Origin of the sequence: Acinetobacter sp. YH12070, assembly GCF_013419625.1 — a bacterium.
GTDB lineage: Bacteria > Pseudomonadota > Gammaproteobacteria > Pseudomonadales > Moraxellaceae > Acinetobacter > Acinetobacter amyesii.
In genome coordinates, this window is sequence record NZ_VOZT01000061.1 from 1 (window position 1) to 18,304 (window position 18,304).

Annotated in this window: 15 protein-coding genes and 1 pseudogene; 12 read left to right on the top strand and 4 right to left on the bottom strand. The window is 40.6% G+C overall.

What is annotated here, in order from left to right:
- Positions 1-152: 152 nt before the first annotated feature.
- The 4 genes and pseudogenes from FTU17_RS14535 to dnaX all read left to right on the top strand — a co-directional run.
- A pseudogene (locus FTU17_RS14535) lies at positions 153-383 on the top strand (integrase core domain-containing protein); the annotation flags it as partial.
- A gap of 75 nt (positions 384-458) precedes the next feature.
- Entirely contained in the window at positions 459-1,745 is a 1,287-nt protein-coding gene (locus FTU17_RS14540; RefSeq protein ID WP_180111227.1) for a serine hydrolase, read from the top strand.
- An 84-nt stretch (positions 1,746-1,829) separates the two neighbouring features.
- Positions 1,830-2,279 (top strand): copper resistance protein NlpE N-terminal domain-containing protein, encoded by a 450-nt coding sequence (locus FTU17_RS14545; protein WP_180135846.1) that lies wholly within the window; start codon positions 1,830-1,832, stop codon positions 2,277-2,279.
- Between the two features lie 134 nt (positions 2,280-2,413).
- Complete coding sequence (gene dnaX, locus FTU17_RS14550) at positions 2,414-4,633, top strand: DNA polymerase III subunit gamma/tau (RefSeq protein ID WP_180135848.1); 2,220 nt, start codon at positions 2,414-2,416, stop codon at positions 4,631-4,633.
- Between the two features lie 21 nt (positions 4,634-4,654).
- Here the strand turns inward: dnaX and FTU17_RS14555 are convergent, their stop codons facing one another.
- Together FTU17_RS14555 and FTU17_RS14560 are read right to left on the bottom strand one after the other, a co-directional pair.
- Positions 4,655-5,086 carry a thioesterase family protein gene (locus tag FTU17_RS14555; protein WP_180041166.1) on the bottom strand — a complete coding sequence of 144 codons (432 nt, stop codon included), beginning with the start codon at positions 5,084-5,086 and terminating at the stop codon, positions 4,655-4,657.
- A gap of 36 nt (positions 5,087-5,122) precedes the next feature.
- Entirely contained in the window at positions 5,123-6,283 is a 1,161-nt protein-coding gene (locus FTU17_RS14560) for an iron-containing alcohol dehydrogenase (protein WP_180022007.1), read from the bottom strand.
- Positions 6,284-6,401: 118 nt separating this feature from the next.
- Here FTU17_RS14560 and FTU17_RS14565 point away from each other — a divergent pair, with 118 nt between their 5' ends.
- Genes FTU17_RS14565 through FTU17_RS14580 form a run of 4 tightly spaced genes read left to right on the top strand, consistent with a single transcriptional unit; the run spans position 6,402 to position 10,168 of the window.
- Positions 6,402-6,917 carry a low molecular weight protein-tyrosine-phosphatase gene (locus tag FTU17_RS14565; protein WP_111884272.1) on the top strand — a complete coding sequence of 172 codons (516 nt, stop codon included), beginning with the start codon at positions 6,402-6,404 and terminating at the stop codon, positions 6,915-6,917.
- Between the two features lie 9 nt (positions 6,918-6,926).
- Positions 6,927-7,964 carry a UDP-N-acetylmuramate dehydrogenase gene (murB, locus tag FTU17_RS14570; RefSeq protein ID WP_180088148.1) on the top strand — a complete coding sequence of 346 codons (1,038 nt, stop codon included), beginning with the start codon at positions 6,927-6,929 and terminating at the stop codon, positions 7,962-7,964.
- Positions 7,965-7,985: 21 nt separating this feature from the next.
- Entirely contained in the window at positions 7,986-9,125 is a 1,140-nt protein-coding gene (locus FTU17_RS14575) for a YdcF family protein (protein WP_180135850.1), read from the top strand.
- Positions 9,125-10,168: an alpha/beta hydrolase gene (locus tag FTU17_RS14580; protein ID WP_168377747.1), complete on the top strand. Its 1,044-nt coding sequence runs from the start codon at positions 9,125-9,127 to the stop codon at positions 10,166-10,168. The genes FTU17_RS14575 and FTU17_RS14580 overlap by 1 nt, the downstream gene beginning before the upstream one ends.
- Before the next feature lie 444 nt (positions 10,169-10,612).
- Here FTU17_RS14580 and FTU17_RS14585 read toward each other — a convergent pair whose 3' ends face one another.
- On the bottom strand, positions 10,613-12,283 hold the full coding sequence (locus tag FTU17_RS14585; protein ID WP_078188593.1) for an FMN-binding glutamate synthase family protein: 1,671 nt from the start codon (positions 12,281-12,283) through the stop codon (positions 10,613-10,615).
- 840 nt (positions 12,284-13,123) lie between these two features.
- Positions 13,124-14,122: a YafY family protein gene (locus FTU17_RS14590; RefSeq protein ID WP_180051117.1), complete on the bottom strand. Its 999-nt coding sequence runs from the start codon at positions 14,120-14,122 to the stop codon at positions 13,124-13,126.
- A 260-nt stretch (positions 14,123-14,382) separates the two neighbouring features.
- Here FTU17_RS14590 and FTU17_RS14595 point away from each other — a divergent pair, with 260 nt between their 5' ends.
- Genes FTU17_RS14595 through FTU17_RS14610 form a run of 4 tightly spaced genes read left to right on the top strand, consistent with a single transcriptional unit; the run spans position 14,383 to position 18,083 of the window.
- The gene (locus tag FTU17_RS14595) at positions 14,383-15,930 is read left to right on the top strand and encodes a circularly permuted type 2 ATP-grasp protein (RefSeq protein ID WP_180135852.1); all 1,548 of its coding nucleotides are present in this window, start codon (positions 14,383-14,385) and stop codon (positions 15,928-15,930) included.
- 22 nt (positions 15,931-15,952) lie between these two features.
- On the top strand, positions 15,953-16,555 hold the full coding sequence (locus FTU17_RS14600; protein WP_180055886.1) for an alpha-E domain-containing protein: 603 nt from the start codon (positions 15,953-15,955) through the stop codon (positions 16,553-16,555).
- On the top strand, positions 16,552-17,331 hold the full coding sequence (locus FTU17_RS14605) for a transglutaminase family protein (protein WP_180135854.1): 780 nt from the start codon (positions 16,552-16,554) through the stop codon (positions 17,329-17,331). Before FTU17_RS14600 ends, FTU17_RS14605 begins: the two co-directional genes overlap by 4 nt.
- 17 nt (positions 17,332-17,348) lie before the next feature.
- The gene (locus FTU17_RS14610; RefSeq protein ID WP_168377741.1) at positions 17,349-18,083 is read left to right on the top strand and encodes a proteasome-type protease; all 735 of its coding nucleotides are present in this window, start codon (positions 17,349-17,351) and stop codon (positions 18,081-18,083) included.
- The last annotated feature ends 221 nt before the right edge of the window (positions 18,084-18,304 follow it).

Genomic DNA, 18,304 nt, shown 5'->3' on the forward strand with positions numbered 1-18,304 from the left:
ATAATCTTTTTCAGATTCAATCAATAATTGAACCGCTCTATCTCTGATTTCAGGGGTGTATTTTACTTTTTTCATCGGGACATTCTCTCAAGAAAAGTGGTCTCCGACAAACCCGGTACGGTTCACAATCGGCATTACGCCATTATGGGGTATGTCCTTCTATGACAGATGGAGGAGACTGTTACCAGAATGCATTAGCAGAGCGGATTAATGGAATATTAAAGCAGGAGTTTTTAATTACACGATGTCAAACCATGAAGGAGTTAGATCACTTAATTGCGGAATCTATTATGATTTATAATTGTTATAGACCACATTTAAGTTTAAATATGAACACCCCGAATCAGACGTATGAGCAAACTAAAACCGAGCTAATTGCTTAACTCGGTTTGAAGTGGAATACTGTCAATCTATTTCAGGACAAGACACTCAAGCGATTCATATTCAAAGGAATGATGATGCAGGCGCTCAAAGAATATCTATTTGCACAAAAGAATAATTATCAAGGTACAGTCGACGAGGCGTTTCAGGATTTGGCGGTGCAATTTAGCCGGATGCAGGATGCTCGAACCCACTTAGGCGGAGCTGCCTTAGTGGTGTATTTTAAAGGTCAAAAAGTTGTGGATATTTGGACCGGTAAAAAATCAGCCGAAGAAGCTTGGAAGTCCAATACCCCCTCGGTCTGTTATTCCACGGGTAAAGGCGTACTTGCAACGCTAGCACATATTTTAGTGAGCGAAGGCTTTCTTGATTACGATACTCCCGTTGCAACATATTGGCCGGAGTTTGCTCAAAATGGTAAGTCGGATATCACATTAAGGCACATACTGAGTCATCAAAGTGGTTTATACGATATCCGTAATATCATTGAAACAGCATCCGAAATGGCAGATTGGCCGCATATGCTCAACGTCATTGAACAAGCTAAACCACGTTTTGGGCCGACAACTGATGCGGCATATCAACCGTTAACCTTCGGCTGGCAAGTAGGTGGTTTACTTGAAAAGGCCACAGGTCGACCGCTTACTGAACTGATGCAACACTATTTGGTTGAGCCTTTAGCATTGGATCATGCTTTTTTTGGCGTACCAGAGCATCAACTTGGTAAGGTTGCACGCTTGATTCCGAAAAAGAAAAAAGAAGAACGCACTATAGATGCTTCTGTTCAAGAAAATACTCAAGTACAGACAACGAAAAAAAAGACGGATACACGAAAACCATCAATCTTTGATCAGCTCCTACAACTTTCGGGACAAAATTTGCAAGACTTTCAAGATGGTATGATTCCAAAAGGAATGCGCAAGTTTTCATTTTTTAGTGATGAGGGTTTACAAGCCATTATTCCTGCGGCAACAGGCGTATTTAGTGCCAATAGTTTAGCGAAAATCTATGCCATGCTAGCCAATCATGGCCAGTGGCAAGGACAGACCTTAATCACACCACAAGTTTTTGAATCTTTAAGTAAAATTCAATATAAAAAACGTGATCGTATTATGCCTTTACCAATGAATTGGCGTTTGGGATATCATCGAATTTTAACTTTAGGTAAATCTAGTGAAGGTTTTGGACATATAGGTTTTAATGGTTCTGGGGCCTGGTGTGATCCGCAGCGTGATTTAAGTTTTGCTTATACACATAACTTTGCGACGGGTTCAATCACTGGCGATTATCGCTTATGGGGCTTAACTCAAGAAACGCTACGCTGTGCAGACAAAGCACTTAAAGGACGTAAGGGCTGGCTTTAAGATACTTTGGAATAGAACAGAAATTGGGGAAATGTGAAAAATATGCTATTTTCCCTCGCAGTTTTAGATTGCTGTGATATTCCTATGAAAAAAGTTGTTTTGATTCCCTTAGTAGCAACATCGGCGATGTTGGGTTGTCAGGATTCAACTCAAACGAAATTAAAGGAGATAGAAGCAATTACTGCTGAAAAACAGCATGCAGCATGGGTCGGTAATTTTAAAGGCACAACACCTTGTATGGGCTGTCTTTCTCGTTGTGAAGATTGTCCCGGTATGGCTGTGGCTCTTGAGCTACATGAAGACCAAACCTATACACTTACTCGTGAAAGTCTAAGTGGTCATAACGAAGTAGAAGTGCTAAAAGGTGTAATTCGTTTTAAAGATGAATCAAAGCAGCAGCTAGAACTCATGAAAGTGCAAACGCGCAATCTTTTGTATGTAGATTTGGATCAGCAATTGCTAGAAATTCGTGAAGACCAGACGGCGAAACGCTATCAAATGCAGAGTGATTTCCTTTTAAATAAAGCAGTTTAAGCATTCGTAATTTATATTAAATTTGCCTGATCATTGTGATAGCTCAAGATCGGATTTTTATTGTCCAAACTCTGCCATTTATTTCACTATTAGACAAAAAAACAGTATGCTTACACCTGTAAAAAGGAGCATACATGTATCAAGTACTTGCACGAAAATACCGTCCACGAAATTTCATTGAACTCGTGGGGCAAAACCATGTGTCACGCGCACTTACTAGTGCCTTAGAACGTGGTCGGTTACATCATGCGTATTTATTTACAGGTACTCGTGGCGTGGGTAAAACCACCATTGCCCGTATTTTGGCAAAATGTCTGAACTGTGAAACGGGTGTAACTTCAACGCCGTGTGAAGTCTGCCCAACGTGTAAAGCAGTAAATGAAGGTCGTTTTATTGATTTAATTGAAATCGATGCGGCATCACGGACTAAAGTTGAAGATACCCGAGAGCTTCTCGACAACGTTCCTTATGCACCAACGCAAGGTCGCTTCAAGGTTTATCTAATCGATGAAGTACATATGCTCTCTACGCATTCATTTAATGCGTTATTAAAGACTCTCGAAGAACCGCCAGAGCATGTGAAGTTCTTATTTGCAACCACAGATCCACAAAAATTACCGATTACTGTCATTTCACGTTGCTTGCAATTTACTTTGCGTCCTTTAGCGGTGGATGAAATCACATCGCATTTGACAGATATCTTACAAAAAGAACAAATTCAAGCGGAGCAAGATGCGATTTGGCAAATTGCTGAATCGGCTCAAGGTTCACTGCGTGATGCATTGTCACTAACTGATCAGGCGATTGCCTATGGTCAGGGTTCAATTCAGCACCAAGATGTTAAAGACATGTTGGGCCTAATTGACCGTACGATCATTTATGATTTGATTTTAGCCATTCATCAAAATCAGCGTGAACGCGTGAGTGCTTTACTCATGCAATTCCGTCAACAAGCGTTGGATGTGTCGCTGGTATTAGATCAGTTGATTTCAACGTTACATGAACTGGCATTATTACAATACTTGCCAGACTTAGCGTTGAAATATAGCGCTGAGATCAATCAAAAAATTATGCAATTGTCGCAGTTGATTTCAGCTCAAGATTTGCAGTTGTATTATCAAGTCGCATGCAAAGGTCGGGCAGACTTGCAGCTGGCAGTCACGCAAGAGCAAGGTTTTGAGATGTGTGTGCTGCGTCTATTAGCATTCCGACCATTACAGCCAAACGAAATGTTGGTCTCTGCCGTACAGCAAGAGTCAGCCGCACAGCCACAGCTTGCTCAAAATCAGGCCGAAACAGTTCAGCCGACTCAAACACAGTCTTTGCAGCAACCCAATACCGTTGTTGAGTCTGCTGCACAGGTTGCCACTGTTGAGCAGCCTGAAGCTGTACCCGCTGTAGACACATCGCCAGCTTTCGATGATTTTGATGATTCACATTATGATGACGATGATGGCTATGTTTCTGCACCTGCAGCCGACGAACCTTCATCTGATGATTTTTTAGATGATCCTGAAGAGGATGTGATTAGCCAAACTTCTACAGCATCTACAGCAAATGGCACTCTAGATACGCAAGAGGTTGCACCGGTTGAGTCTGTATCGACACAGCAAAATGACACGCTTGTTATGGATGCCGTGGCAGAAGATACATTATTTGATTTAGATCCGACGCCGAGTACTGAAACTGAAGAAGTTGATGTGAGCGCTATAAATTTTGAAGATATTGCACCTTTAGAACCAACAGCTTTAGAGTCAAAAAGTGTAGAGCCTGAAACAGCTCAGCCACATTTGATAAATGCCATTGAACCACAACATGTGGTGAATGAATCAGTTTCGGGTGCTCAAGGCGACAATGGTTTTGATCTAGCATCACCACAAGTTACGCAAAGTTCCGTTTCTTCGGATGTTGTTCAAACGGGTTCATCTTCTCCCTTGATGCCACAAGATATTTTGACTTTACAGCCTCAAACCCTTGAAGGTGAGTGGACGGTCGAAAAGTGGGAGTATTGGTTCCGAAATAGTCAACTTTCACCTGCGGTACAAGAGTTGGCGCAGCATGGCATTATGCGCGGTACGATTGACGGTGAATCGACTTTCCATATTCCAAAGCGATACGAAGCTTTAGTGACTCAATTACAGCATGTATTGGAACAAGCCATTCATGCACAATGGTCAAAATGTCGTTTCCATATCAGCTTTGAAGATGTCGAAGAAACCACACCGTATGCTTTACAGCATGTCCGCAAAGAAAAAGCGTTTGCACGTGCAAATGAGTTATTACATGCAGAGCCTGTTGTGAAAGACTTACTCAAAAGCTTTGATGGTGAGTTGCAAAATATCCAGCTCAAATAAGTTTTAAGCTGGATATAAAAATTAAAGTAAAAACTGAGTTAAAGCATCTCGCATTTCATCGGGTATCGAGGTGCTTTTTCGTGTTTGGCGGTCAACAAACACATGCACGAAATGTCCTTGGGCTGCAGCCTCATTTTGTCCTTGTTTAAAAATAGCCAAGTCATAGCGCAGTGAAGAATTACCAATTTTTTCAATCGCAACCCCAACTTCAATGATTTCTGGATAGGACAGTTCTTGTAAAAAACTGCAGGCTGAATCGACCACTAAACCGATGATCGGGGTATTTTGCAAATCAAAACCGGCATGTTGAATCAAGAGTGCATTTGCAGCGGTATCAAAATAGCTGTAATAGGTGACATTATTGACGTGGCCATACATATCGTTGTCTGCCCAACGCGTTTGGATTGGAAATAAAAATCGATAGTTTTGGCGGCGTTTAGTTTCAGGTTTCATCGTTGGTATTTTCTTTATTTCAAAAATGAGTGAACTTTAGGCATAAATTGATTGGTAAATCTGGCGTGCATCTTCAAACTGCAGTTCTCGCGGATTATTTTGTAATAGTCGTGTTTGTAATAATGCGTCTTCTGCTAAACGATCGAGCATATTTTCAGGCACATTCAGTTGGCTGAGTTTTAGCACCAAACCGCTCTGATCTAAATGATTTTGCATATGATCAATAAATAAATCACATAAACCATCGGTACAGCCCGTACTGTATGGGTCTAGCCAACTCATAAGTTCTGCATAATGCTGCTTGGCCTGAGGTGCATTAAACTTTAACACTTCAGCGAGAACCAGTGCATTGGTATGACCATGCGAGAGATGAAAGTGTCCACCGAGTGGATAGGCGAGTGCATGCACCGCTGCAACTGGAGCATTAGCAAAGGCCTGACCTGCAAGCATTGAACCGACTAGCATGTGCTGACGCGCTTCGAGGTTATGTCCATCTTGTAAAACCAGTGCTAAGTTTTTATTTAATAAACGCAAAGCTTGTTTGGCGAGCATATCCGCATACGGATTTTTTTTGATTTTTGATGTATAGGCTTCAATGGCATGCACCATGGCATCGATACCTGTCGCTGCGGTAATATGTGCGGGAAGATTTAATGTAAAGTTCGCATCGAGGATGCAGACATCGGCATACAGTACAGGGGAGACGATACCAGTTTTGGTGGTTTCACCTGTAGTGACGATAGAGATTGGTGTGACTTCAGAGCCGGTCCCTGCCGTTGTCGGGATCAAAATGAGCGGTAAGCGTGGTCGTTTTGCATTAGCAACACCATATAAATCACTGATCTGTTGTGTTTGCTTAGGATGAGCCAAGATCGCAATAATTTTAGCCACATCCATTGAACTGCCACCGCCAAAACCAATAATCAAATCCACTTTTTCATTCTTGGCAAATTGAACTGCATCCAAAACTATATGTTCTGCAGGGTCAGCTTGAATACTGGAATAAATCACATAATCTTGATGGATACTTTCTAAAATATCCAAAATGGGTAAATGTAATTGTTGTTGCAACATACCGGGGTCGGTCACAAGCATAACACGCTTGGCTTGAAAGTCGCCTAGGACCTCTCTCAGTTGGGAAATAGAGCCTAAGCCTGAAATAATATTGCTGACGGTTTGAAACTGAAATTGACTCATTGGCTTATCCCTAATTTTTTATATCCAAATAAACATTATTCTTGAGTGTTGATATAGGATTCATCCTATAAATAACTTAACATAAGACGCTTGAAATAAAAGTAGTCTTGAGGTTGTTATGTCATCCAGCACGCCATATAAGGTGTTGTGTGTTTGTTTAGGAAATATTTGCCGTTCACCTACGGCTGAAGTGGTTCTCAGACATTTTTGTGATGAAGCGCAACTCAATATTCACGTCGACTCTGCGGGTACGAGCAATTATCATCCGGGCAAAGCGCCTGATCTTCGTAGCCAACAGCATGCAAAATTACGAGGCTATAACTTATCTGCATTACGCGCACGTCAGTTAACGGTTCATGATTTTATTGAATTTGATTTGATTTTGGCCATGGACTACGAAAATTTAGACAATATTCAAAACCTCATGCAAAAGGCGCAGCAACAATTCGGTCAACTACGTGCACAAGTGTCTTTGATGAGTCAACATGATCACCAATATCCACAACAAGAAGTACCAGATCCGTACTATGGTGGTGATGCAGGGTTTGAACATGTATTAGATCAATGCGAATCTAGCAGTCAGGCTTGGGTCAATTATTTAAAAACTCAGTTACAAGCACAGCAAAAAAATTAAGGTTTAAGAATGCAAATTCAAACACAGGTTCAGCTTAAGCCATTTAATACATTAAGCCTCGATGCTGTTGCATCGCATTATGTACGCGTTCAATCGGTAGAAGATATTCAAGCAGCGCTCGACTTTGCCAAAGCTGAGCAATTAAATGTATTGGTACTTTCAGGAGGCAGTAATATGCTGTTGCCTGAGCAAATACATGCTTTAGTGATGCATATGGATATTCAAGGTATTGAATATGTACAAGACGATGCCGCAACCCAAACTTTAAAAGTGGGCGCAGGGCAAGTGTGGCATGACTTTGTGCTTTGGACGACGGCACACCAGTTTTATGGCTTACAAAATTTGGCACTGATACCTGGTTTAGTCGGTGCTTCACCTGTGCAAAATATTGGAGCTTATGGTGTTGAGGCGGGTGAATTTATTGAATCTGTGCAGGTCTATGACCGAGTAACAGAACAGCAAAGTAGTATTAGCGCTGCCGATTGCCATTTTTCATATCGTCATAGTATTTTTAAAGATGAGCCAGAGCGTTTTATTATTACGCATGTCACGTTTAAACTTTTAAAACATGCCGATTTAAAATTAAATTATGGTGATTTAAAGCAGGCAGTAGGTGAAGACTTAAGTGCAGAAAACCTACAACAACAAGTCATTCATATCCGTCAAACCAAACTTCCAGATCCAAAAGAATTTCCAAATGTCGGAAGTTTCTTTAAAAATCCTGTGATTAGCCAGCAAGCCTTTGACCAAATTGCGCTGCAATTTCCAAATTTACCCCATTACCCACAACCAAATAATGCGGTAAAACTGGCAGCGGGCTGGTTGATTGACCAAGCAGGTTGGAAAGGGAAATCTGTGGGTTCAGTGGGTATGTTCCATAAGCAAGCTTTGGTTTTGGTCAATTACCAGGACGCCACGCTGCAAGATGTGCGTACAACTTACAAAGCTGTACAACATGATGTTTTTGAAAAATTTAATATTGAACTACATCCTGAGCCTGTATTATTTGATACAAATGGCTTGATTCGATCTCACGCAGATCAATAAAAACACATAGGTTTTAGATTTATGCATAAAACACATTGGATGGTTCGCTTAGTACAAATTGCCGCAGTGCTATTTGTACTTTTGGGCTGTCTAATGATTTTTATCTATACGCCGTTTTATTCTAAATTGATCGTTAAAAGTTTAAATTATTTCGTTCCTGTAGAAGTCAATCAGCTCGCAGCGCAAAGTCAAAAACTCGGCGCCTTGAGTGATGATGATAACTATGAGCCGGGTTCTGACTTATGGATAGCGCGCCAAGCGTATTTAAAACTCATGGAGCAAGCCATACAGTCTGATGAGCCTCAAGATTTAACCCTTATACAAGCACGTTATAAGGCGTTACAGCAGCTCATTGAAGAAGAACATGAAAAAGAAAAGAATGATAGTCAAAAGGACATACCGAAAGTACCTCTGCTGAATCCTTCTGCGTCCGAGGCGGCTTCTTCTGAAGCATTGGCGGAAAATCCTGCTCAAAAAATGAAAGAGCTGCTTGAGCTCAATAGTGCGGAAAATAAAGGACTAATGACTCAATATACCGAGTTCTTAAAAACCCATGAAATTGAGCAAGCGGCTTCAGAAGCGGAACCGATCGATGATGAAACATATCTTGATCTTGCCAAAATGAAAGATAAAACCCTGAAGCAGCCAACCGCAGAGCCGTATGCGATCGTGGTGTTAGGTGGTGGTTTAACCTTAGATAAAAATGATAAAGATATCGTAGTGAATGACTACACACGACTTCGACTGGAAAAAACACTCGATGTTGAACGAGCCAATAAGTTACCGATTGTACTGAGTGGTGTTGAAGCACCGTATATGCAAGCATGGTTGAAGCAATATGATGTTGATGCGAAATTGCTTGAAGACCGCAGTATGAATACTTGCGAAAATTCACGCTTTAGTTCGTTACTTTTACAGAAAAAAGGCGGCGCACCGACGGTTATTTTAATCACCGACCAATATCATATGCCTCGAACACGGCGTTTATTTGCATTAAATGGTATCGAAACCGTTCCTGTTGTTGCACCTATGCCAACGACATTAACCACATGGCGACCAAGTGAAAAAAATTATGACCATAGTCGTCGTGCCAATTATGAATTATTAGCTACCTTACGTGACGTTTGGTTTGGCTCAAGTGACTGTCGGGAGGTCCCATAATGTCAGATATCCCATTTCTTAATCCTTCGATCCTTAAACAATTAGATCTTCCTGTTCCAAGTCGAGAATTAACCCCACAATTATTAGAACCGCTAAATTTAAATCGGCCGTTTGAGCCTAGTGTCGAAATACAATCTTATCGACGACTCTACGGCTTAGATGCCTTGAACTGCGAACATTGGCAAGGCTATGTAGAAATGCCTTTGTTCAAACTACATGTACAAGTGTTTCAACCGAAACTAAAGGCTGAAACAGATGTCATTAAAGGCACTGTATTTTTATTACATGGTTATTTAGAGCATAGTGGAATATATCAGCCGATTATTCGTGAGCTCTTAGATCAAGGTTTTAGTGTTTTGACCTATGATTTACCGGGGCATGGTCTAAGCAATGGCTCGCCAGCCAGTATTCAAAACTTTGACCATTACCAACAAGTTTTGGAAGCGGTATATCGTTATGTGAAACATGCAGCTCAATTACCGACACCGTGGTTAGGGATTGGGCAGAGTACGGGTGGTGCGATTTGGCTGCATCATCTGTTAGATTTTGCTGAACATCGCAAAAACCCTTATGTCGAACGGGTTTTATTATTATCTCCGCTGATTCGTCCTGCAAAAACGGCATGGTGGCATAACTCGGTTGGATTAGGCATTATTCGTCGTATTAAACGTGAAGTGCCACGTCATTTTAGACGGAATAATCACAACCCTGAGTTTTTACGTTTTGTACGTTTAAAGGATCCTCTACAACCTCGAATGATGGGGATGGATTGGATTTTGGCCATGTCAAAATGGATGCAGGAAATGGAAGAACGACCTGCGTGTCGTATTCCAGTGTGGTTAGCTCAAGGCGCACAGGATCAAACGGTGGATTGGCGTTATAACATTGAGTTTATACGTCGTAAATTCCGTTTACAGACGCTTCTCATGCTTGAAGAAGGTTCACATCAGCTGATTAATGAACGTGCCGATATTCGTGCTGCATTAACAGGTTTGATCCCGGCATTCTTGCATGCTCAATCCAACAGTAAGTCTTATTACTAACTGATGTTACGCACGTAAAAGTAATTACGCATTTTTAAAATGATTTTTAATTTTATTCGACGGAGTCTTACATCTAGAGATTAAATAAAAGGATTAGCCTTCGGCTGGAGGTACTCTTACGAAACATTGTTTCTCATTAGGCAAAATGAGAAGCAAAGCTTCGCAAGGAAACCATCTTGCGGTGCAATGCACCTCACTGACAAAACTCGTTCACTAGCATCTACTTATTCAAACTATCGCAAAAACTTTTTTGATTAGATGTCGTCCTGTCTCAAACACTTGCGGATGACGTTGCCGCGTATCGTTCTTTTATTTGAATCAAATTGCGCTTCTGGTGTTACTGCGTAACATTAGTTACTAATCAGGACGTTTATAAATGAATCAGTGTTATTGATCTAGACGAAAAAAAAGAGGCGTAGTCGCCTCTTTTTTATGCGGTAAGGATTAGAACTTTTCTAGATGGGCCATATTCCACATACGGAAATAGAAGTTTTCCTCATCTTTATTTTCACAGCTGAGTAGCTCCCCATCTTTTAACCAAAAATGTAGCTGTGCATAGTTTTTAATTTCACGGTTATTAATGCGCTGCGCTAGATGGTGCGCACGGATATCTGATGGATGTTGTAAACCTGCTGAGGCAATAAGTTCAGATAAGCCATGCAAGGTATTTTTGTGGAAATTAAAAACACGTTCTGCTTTGGTCGGAACATGGATAGCTTTTTGACGGTCTTTGTCCTGCGTTGCAACGCCAACAGGACATTGGTTGGTATGACAGCTTTGAGCTTGAATACAGCCGACTGCAAACATAAAGCCACGAGCTGAGTTCACCCAATCTGCACCAATTGCCATGGTACTGGCAATATCAAAGGCACTAATAATTTTTCCACTGGCACCGACTTTAATTTTTGAACGTAAGCCTGCACCAATTAGGGTGTTATTGACAAAGAGTAGGCCTTCACGCAGGGGTGTCCCCATATTATCAATCAGTTCTATCGGTGCTGCGCCAGTCCCACCTTCAGAACCATCTACCACGATAAAATCAGGTGTAATCCCCGTATGTAACATAGCTTTTACGATACTCATAAACTGCCATGGTTGCCCGATACACAGTTTAAAGCCTACAGGTTTACCTTCGGAAAGCTCGCGCAATTGCTGAATAAATTGCATCATTTCAATAGGGGTGCTAAAGGCAGGATGGCTAGATGGAGAGATACAGTCATGTTCACGGCTGACACCACGGATTTGAGCAATCTCTTCGGAAATTTTGTCTTTAGGTAAAATGCCACCATGGCCTGGTTTTGCACCTTGAGATAATTTGATCTCAATCATTTTGACTTGAGGGTGCTTGGCTTGTTCAGCAAAACGTACAGGGTCGAATTGACCATCAATCGTACGACAGCCAAAGTAACCACTACCGAGTTCCCAGACAATGTCGCCACCATTTTCTAAGTGATACGGACTGATACTACCTTCACCGGTGTCATGGTAGAAATTGCCCATTTTTGCGCCTAAGTTTAAGGCACGAATGGCATTGGCACTTAAGCTACCAAAGCTCATCGCAGAAATGTTTAATATCGATGCGCTATACGGTTGCTTACATTGTTCATTACCGATGTTAATACGGAATGTTTCAGGAATGGCAGGAATGCAAGGTGACAAGGAGTGATTGATAAAGCGGTAATCATTTTGGTAAACATCAACAATTGAACCAAATGGTTTATCTGCATTTTGGTTTTTTGCACGTTGATAGACCAAGCTACGTTGCATACGAGAAAAGGGCAGTGCATCTTGATCAGATTCAATAAAATATTGGCGAATTTCAGGTCGAAATTCTTCAAATAGAAAACGAAAGTGCCCCATGATGGGGTAATTTTTTAAGATCGAATGTTTGTTTTGTATGACGTCATACAAACCCAATAAACTCAAAAGCCCAGTAATGACCCAGATACTATTCAATAAGGTTTGTGGAATAAAATATTGAATATAACGAGGGGAATAACCTAAATGAAAACTCGAAATGAGTAGGAAGATAAAAATACAAGCAAACCAAATGGAATGCCGAGAAAAAAAAGTATTTAGTAGCTTGTGGCGAATAGTTTGCGCTGGACTGGCCATATTTTGAAAAATCTTATTCAGCTCATTTGCTCATAATTTGCCGAGTTTATGCACAATGCTCAAGCTTTAATTTGTTGATTCAGTGTAGCATTTATAAAAAGCAGCACTGAAGTTGGATGAATTTTTCATTTAAATCCAAATCAGATAAGAAAAGCAGGAATGTTCTTTAAGAAAATTTATGAAAAGTAGCGCGGTTCTTGTTATTTCACAGTGTACAAAATGGAGGTTAAAGTGATTTTACTTTCTAAACACGAGGTGCTGAATATGACTATGAAATCTATTCGTTATAATAATGCCGACCTAGCCTGCCTATGTCAGTAATTGATTATAGCCATGAGAAATTAGCGCTACGGCATAAGGTATTCAGCAGATACTTATGCTGTAGTTCCTTTGACCTAAACGACTAAAATTACAAAAATATTCTAAGAAATTATCCAGTCCCAGCGTTGGGACTTTTTTATGTGTTGATATTTTAAGGGAAAATCTAAGCATAAATAATGTACTAGATATTCATTATGCGTTAGAAGTTGTCACCTCAAATAAAAGAATGATACGCGGTAAGGTCATCCGCAAGTGTTTGAGACAGGACTACATTTATTTAAAAATGTTTTTGCGATACTTTGAATAAGTAGACGTTAGTGAACGAGTTTTGCGGATGACAATGGTTTTGGGTACTTTTGCCGAAACAAAAGTACCTCCAGCCGAAGGCTAATTCCTTTATTTAAACCCTAGATGTAAGACTCCGTCGAATAGACTTAAAAATCATTTTTAAAATGCGAAATTACTTTTATGTGCGTAACATTAGTTAGTATTTAAGATAGTAGAAAACCTTAGATCGGTTTAATCATTGCGTTGTTGTACAACTATAGCGACTTCTTCAGGTTCAATTTTCTGAATCTTTTTCCCAAAACTACGCAGCCACCATGTTAACTGAGAGGTAAATGGTACTGTTGCACTAACTTCAACCCAGCCATCTTCGGTTTTTTGAATCACTTGATCTTTACTTAGCTGACTTTCTTCAAAATAAACTGCTTCTGATTCCGACATGGTTAATTTGAGCTGAATCATTTCAGTCGGCTTATTGAAGTCCACACGGAAGCCAAGCGCTCCAGAGTCAATATAGGCATCAATATCAAAATCGACAGGGTGTAATGCACGTGAATTTAAGACTGTAGCTGATTTAAAACGATGTAAAGCAAAGGTTTGGATGTCTGTTTTGTCATGACGTGTGCACACCAAATAAATAATTGCACCTTTTTGGACCAACGCCAGTGGATTTAAAATATAGGTCTTTTCTTCGCTTTGTTGTCCACGACCTTGATATAGACATTCAAGTTGTTTGTCTTGTAGTAAGCCTTCATAAATCGATTGCTGTGCAGCTTTTTCAACCACAGGAGGAATTAATGGCTGAGTTGCTGGTACGATACGCACGCGGTTAATCCACTGACGGACATTATTTTGCGACGACAGACTTCGACGTGCGAGGTCAAACCAAGGATTCATTTCTTCAATTAAGCTCGGTGGAAGCAAATGCTTTAGATGCTCCTCCACCATCATAAAGGTGACCGCTTGCGAGCTGGTCATATGTGGCAAGCTTTGAATCGGTGCATCAGAACGCCAACGCCAGCCTTGCGGCGTTGTTTTACTGCTCTCAATTGGGAAACGTAGAGAAATTTGATTTAAGTCACGCTGAATGGTGCGTAGGCTGATATCAATGCCTTCACGGTTCAGTATTTCTTGTAATTCACGCGTACCCATCCACTTACCTGTGGACAGTCGTGAAAGAATTTGCCACTGACGATAGAGGCTGTTCGACGTTTCTTTTTCTTGTGAAGACATAATCTAGTGCTTGAACTTGGACTTAAATGAATAAAATGATGCTGTGGGACACAATAAGAAATCTTCCTGCGTTAAGCAAGTCTTCATCTAAAAAAACTAAGATGATTTTAATAACGCAATTTGACACAACTTGAGCAGTTACATGCTGTACCACTTTGCAAAAATGATGCATAAATAATCAAAGAGAAGCAGCATATGTATTGATGGCATATATATTGCTATATCTGATTTACAAAACATGACAAAAACATGGAGTTGCTATGCTGAAAGAAAATCGTAATACAACTTCAAATGGAATTGAGGGTTATGAGGCAAAGTTGGTTAATACTTCTGTCTCTACATTAAAAATTTTACCACTTGCTCGAGGATATGCGCTGTTTAATCAATTCAATTCGGATTTTTTTAATGAAATGCGCGACAGCAAAACGGTAGCTAAAGAATCATGCCAACGGATAGAGCAGTGGTTATCACAGCATACGCTTGATGAATTGAAGCAACTAAATCAGGTTGCAAAACAACATTTTCTCTATGAAGGCATTACTTTTACAGTGTATGGCGAAGATGAGGGCATTGAACGCACCATACCTTATGATCTTATTCCGCGTGTGATTGCACGAAAGGAATGGAATAATTTATCTCTAGGCTGCGCACAGCGCGTGAAAGCACTCAATCTGTTTTTACATGATGTCTATCATCAACAAGATATTTTAAAAGCAGGAATTATTCCTGAACTGCAAGTCTTAACCCATGAAGCCTATTTGCCACAAATGTATATGCATGGGCTAAAAGGTAAAATTTATAGCCAAATCAGTGGCATTGATATCATCCGAGATCAATCAGGCGAATTTTACGTCCTTGAGGATAATCTTAGAACACCGTCTGGTGTGTCGTATATGCTAGAAAGCCGTAAGATCAGTCAAAAACTGATGCCTGAACTTTGCCAGCAAAGCAACATCATGGGGATTGAGCAGTATCCGCAGCTTTTACGTGAAATTCTTGCAGAAAATGCCTACGTCGATAACCCGTTTATCGTGGTTTTAACCCCAGGGCGTTTTAACAGTGCGTATTATGAACATGCTTTTTTGGCAAGGGAGATGGATGTACCCTTAGTGACATCGCGTGACCTTTATGTAGAAAACGATAAGGTTTATGTGAAAACCATTAAAGGCCGACAACAGGTTGATGTAATTTATCGTCGTGTGGATGATGCTTTTCTCGATCCATTATGTTTCAAACCTGACAGTACTTTGGGCGTAGCAGGGCTCATGTCAGCGTATATGCAACATAATGTGGTCATTGCAAATGCACCGGGAACAGGCGTAGCAGATGATAAATCGATTTATCCATATGTGGATAAAATGATTCATTTCTATTTAGGCGAACAAGCGATCCTGAAAAATGTGCCGACCTATCAATGTCGTGAGCAGAACGAATTGGATTATGTGCTCTCGAATATCGAAAAATTGGTGGTCAAAGAAGCGCAGGGTTCAGGTGGTTACGGCATGCTGATCGGTCCACAAGCTTCTTTACAAGAATTAAATAGCTTTAAAGATAAAGTGGCCGCAGCACCACATTTATATATTGCACAGCCGACTTTAAATTTATCTGTCAGCCCAACCCTAAGTGAGGCGGGTGTTTCGGAACGCCATATCGATTTACGCCCATTTGTACTGAGTTCACCATATCGAACTGAAATTGTACCGGGTGGCTTAACTCGTGTCGCGATGCAAGCAGGTTCATTGGTAGTGAATTCTTCTCAAGGCGGCGGCATTAAAGATACGTGGGTAGTAGACGATTTACGCTCATAGCACTCCAGTGAAGGAGCAAAACATGATTTTATTAAACAGTAATGCAGAACATATTTTTTGGTTGGGGCGTTATTTAGCACGTACTCAATATTTATGCAGTATTTTCCCTTTTCAAGATGTTGATACGGCATTGAGCTATGCACATGCTTTTTGTTTGCCAGCATTTGATGCCGACTCAATGAATGAGTTAGTTTTAAATGCGGAGCAGCCGGCGTCATTTTCCAGCCAATTTCAATATGCGCAAAGTAATATTCAGGACTTAAGGGGTGTACTTTCAGCAAAAAGTTATGCAGAACTCAGCCGTTTAATTCGTAATGCGAGTGATAACCCAGGTTATATCTGTGACGTGGTAACAGATTGCCAAGATGTTTTAGAGTCCGAATCTGAAGATGTATTTTTATTTTTTAGTTTAGGACAAGCCATAGAGCAGCTTGATCGCCAGTTACGCATGCAGCAGGACATTCAACACACCCTAGCGAAGATTGAACATATTGTCATGGCTTTGGTTCAGTTTGGATGGGAAAGCGTGCAAGAGGCATGGTTGGCACTTAAACAGCAGCCGAATAGCCAAAACTTCTACCATTTCAGTGATCATATCCAAAATATGTTTGAGGTGGCTGTATGAGGCTCATGATCAACCATCAGACCCATTATGTTTACACTGATGTGGTTAGCAGAAGCATTCAATATATCAAAATGACCCCATCCACTAATGCGCATCAACAGGTGCAAAATTGGGATGTGAGTGTGCCGGGGCAACGTGATATGCAATTGGATACTTTTGGTAATGTGTGGTTGACCACAACGCAGAGCGAACCTTATCTTCAAATGACCATTATGGCGCAGGGCATCGTAGAGATGAATTTGAGTTCAAATGATTCAAATGCGGATGATTTAAACCCGAAATTGTTTTTACAGCCAACGCCGAGTACGCAGTACGATATTCACATGAAAAGTTTTGCCGATTGCTATGTCCCTCGTATCAATCGTGCCAATCTGATTCGTTTGGCTGAAGCGATATTGGCGCATATTCCCTATGTATCGAATCAAACATCGGTACATACTTCAGCGATTGATGCTTTTCATCATAAGCAAGGGGTATGTCAGGATCATAGCCATGTCATGATCGCAATGTGTCGCTATTTGGGTATTCCTGCACGTTATATTTCTGGGTATTTATTTGTGCCGAATAGTAGCCACCTTGCCAGTCACGCTTGGGTAGAAGTCTATATCGAAAATAAATGGTATTGTTTTGATGTCAGTAATCAGCTATTTACACCACAATCACATATTTATGTTGCGATTGGGCGGGACTACTGGGATGTAGCTCCAGTTCGAGGCGTTCGTGATAAAGGTGGTATTGAGTCTATGAGCTCAATTGTACAAGTGCTGAGTTGTTAATCATTTGAGGGATAAAAATGACCTATTGTTGTGCATTACGGTTAAAAGATGGCATGGTATTTATCAGTGATACACGGACAAATGCAGGTGTTGACCATATTTCAGTTTTTCGCAAACTTTATTCCTTTGGTATTGTGGGTGAGCGATTTATTACCATCCAAACCTCTGGAAATTTAGCCACAACACAAGCGGTCATTGGGCATTTACAAAATCAGCTAGAGGTCAAACAAGAGCCGAATTTATATAGTGTAAATACGATGTTCGAAGTGGCTGAATTGGTCGGGCATACCTTAAAAAAAGTCATCTCAGATGTCACCTCAGATATTTTAGAACAAAGTAATTATTACTGTAGTTTATTGGTAGGCGGTCAAATTGGCAGTGCGGATATGCAGTTATATAACATCTATCCACAAGGCAACTTTATTTGTGCGACACCAGATACCCCATATTTTCAAATTGGCGAAAGCAAATATGGCAAGCCGATACTCGACCGAACTTTGCGTTACGATATGCCGCTCGATGAAGCAATGCGTTGTAGCTTAATTTCTTTTGATTCAACGATACGCTCAAATGTGTCAGTGGGTATGCCTTTAGATGCTTTGGTTTATAAAAAAGACAGTTTAGAAATACCAAATGGTAAGCGCATTTATGAAGAGGACCCATATTTCACCATGATCAGTAAAGGCTGGTCAGAAGCATTGCGTCAGGGCTTAATAGAATTGGCAAAACCAACAGCTGACTATTTTCAATAACGATTTGATCAACGAATAGATCAATTTAAAAAGCGAATAAAAAAAGCGAGATAAAAAAAGCCCAGATTTGATCTGGGCTTTTTGATTTGGCTAATTGTCCCGTCCTGAAATAAGTTTACACCTTAAGAGACTTATTTTATGGAACATGCACAAGAACAACGAGTTAAACGCACACAACGTGATTATAGCTTCGCCTTTAAAATGATGGTTGTACATGAAGT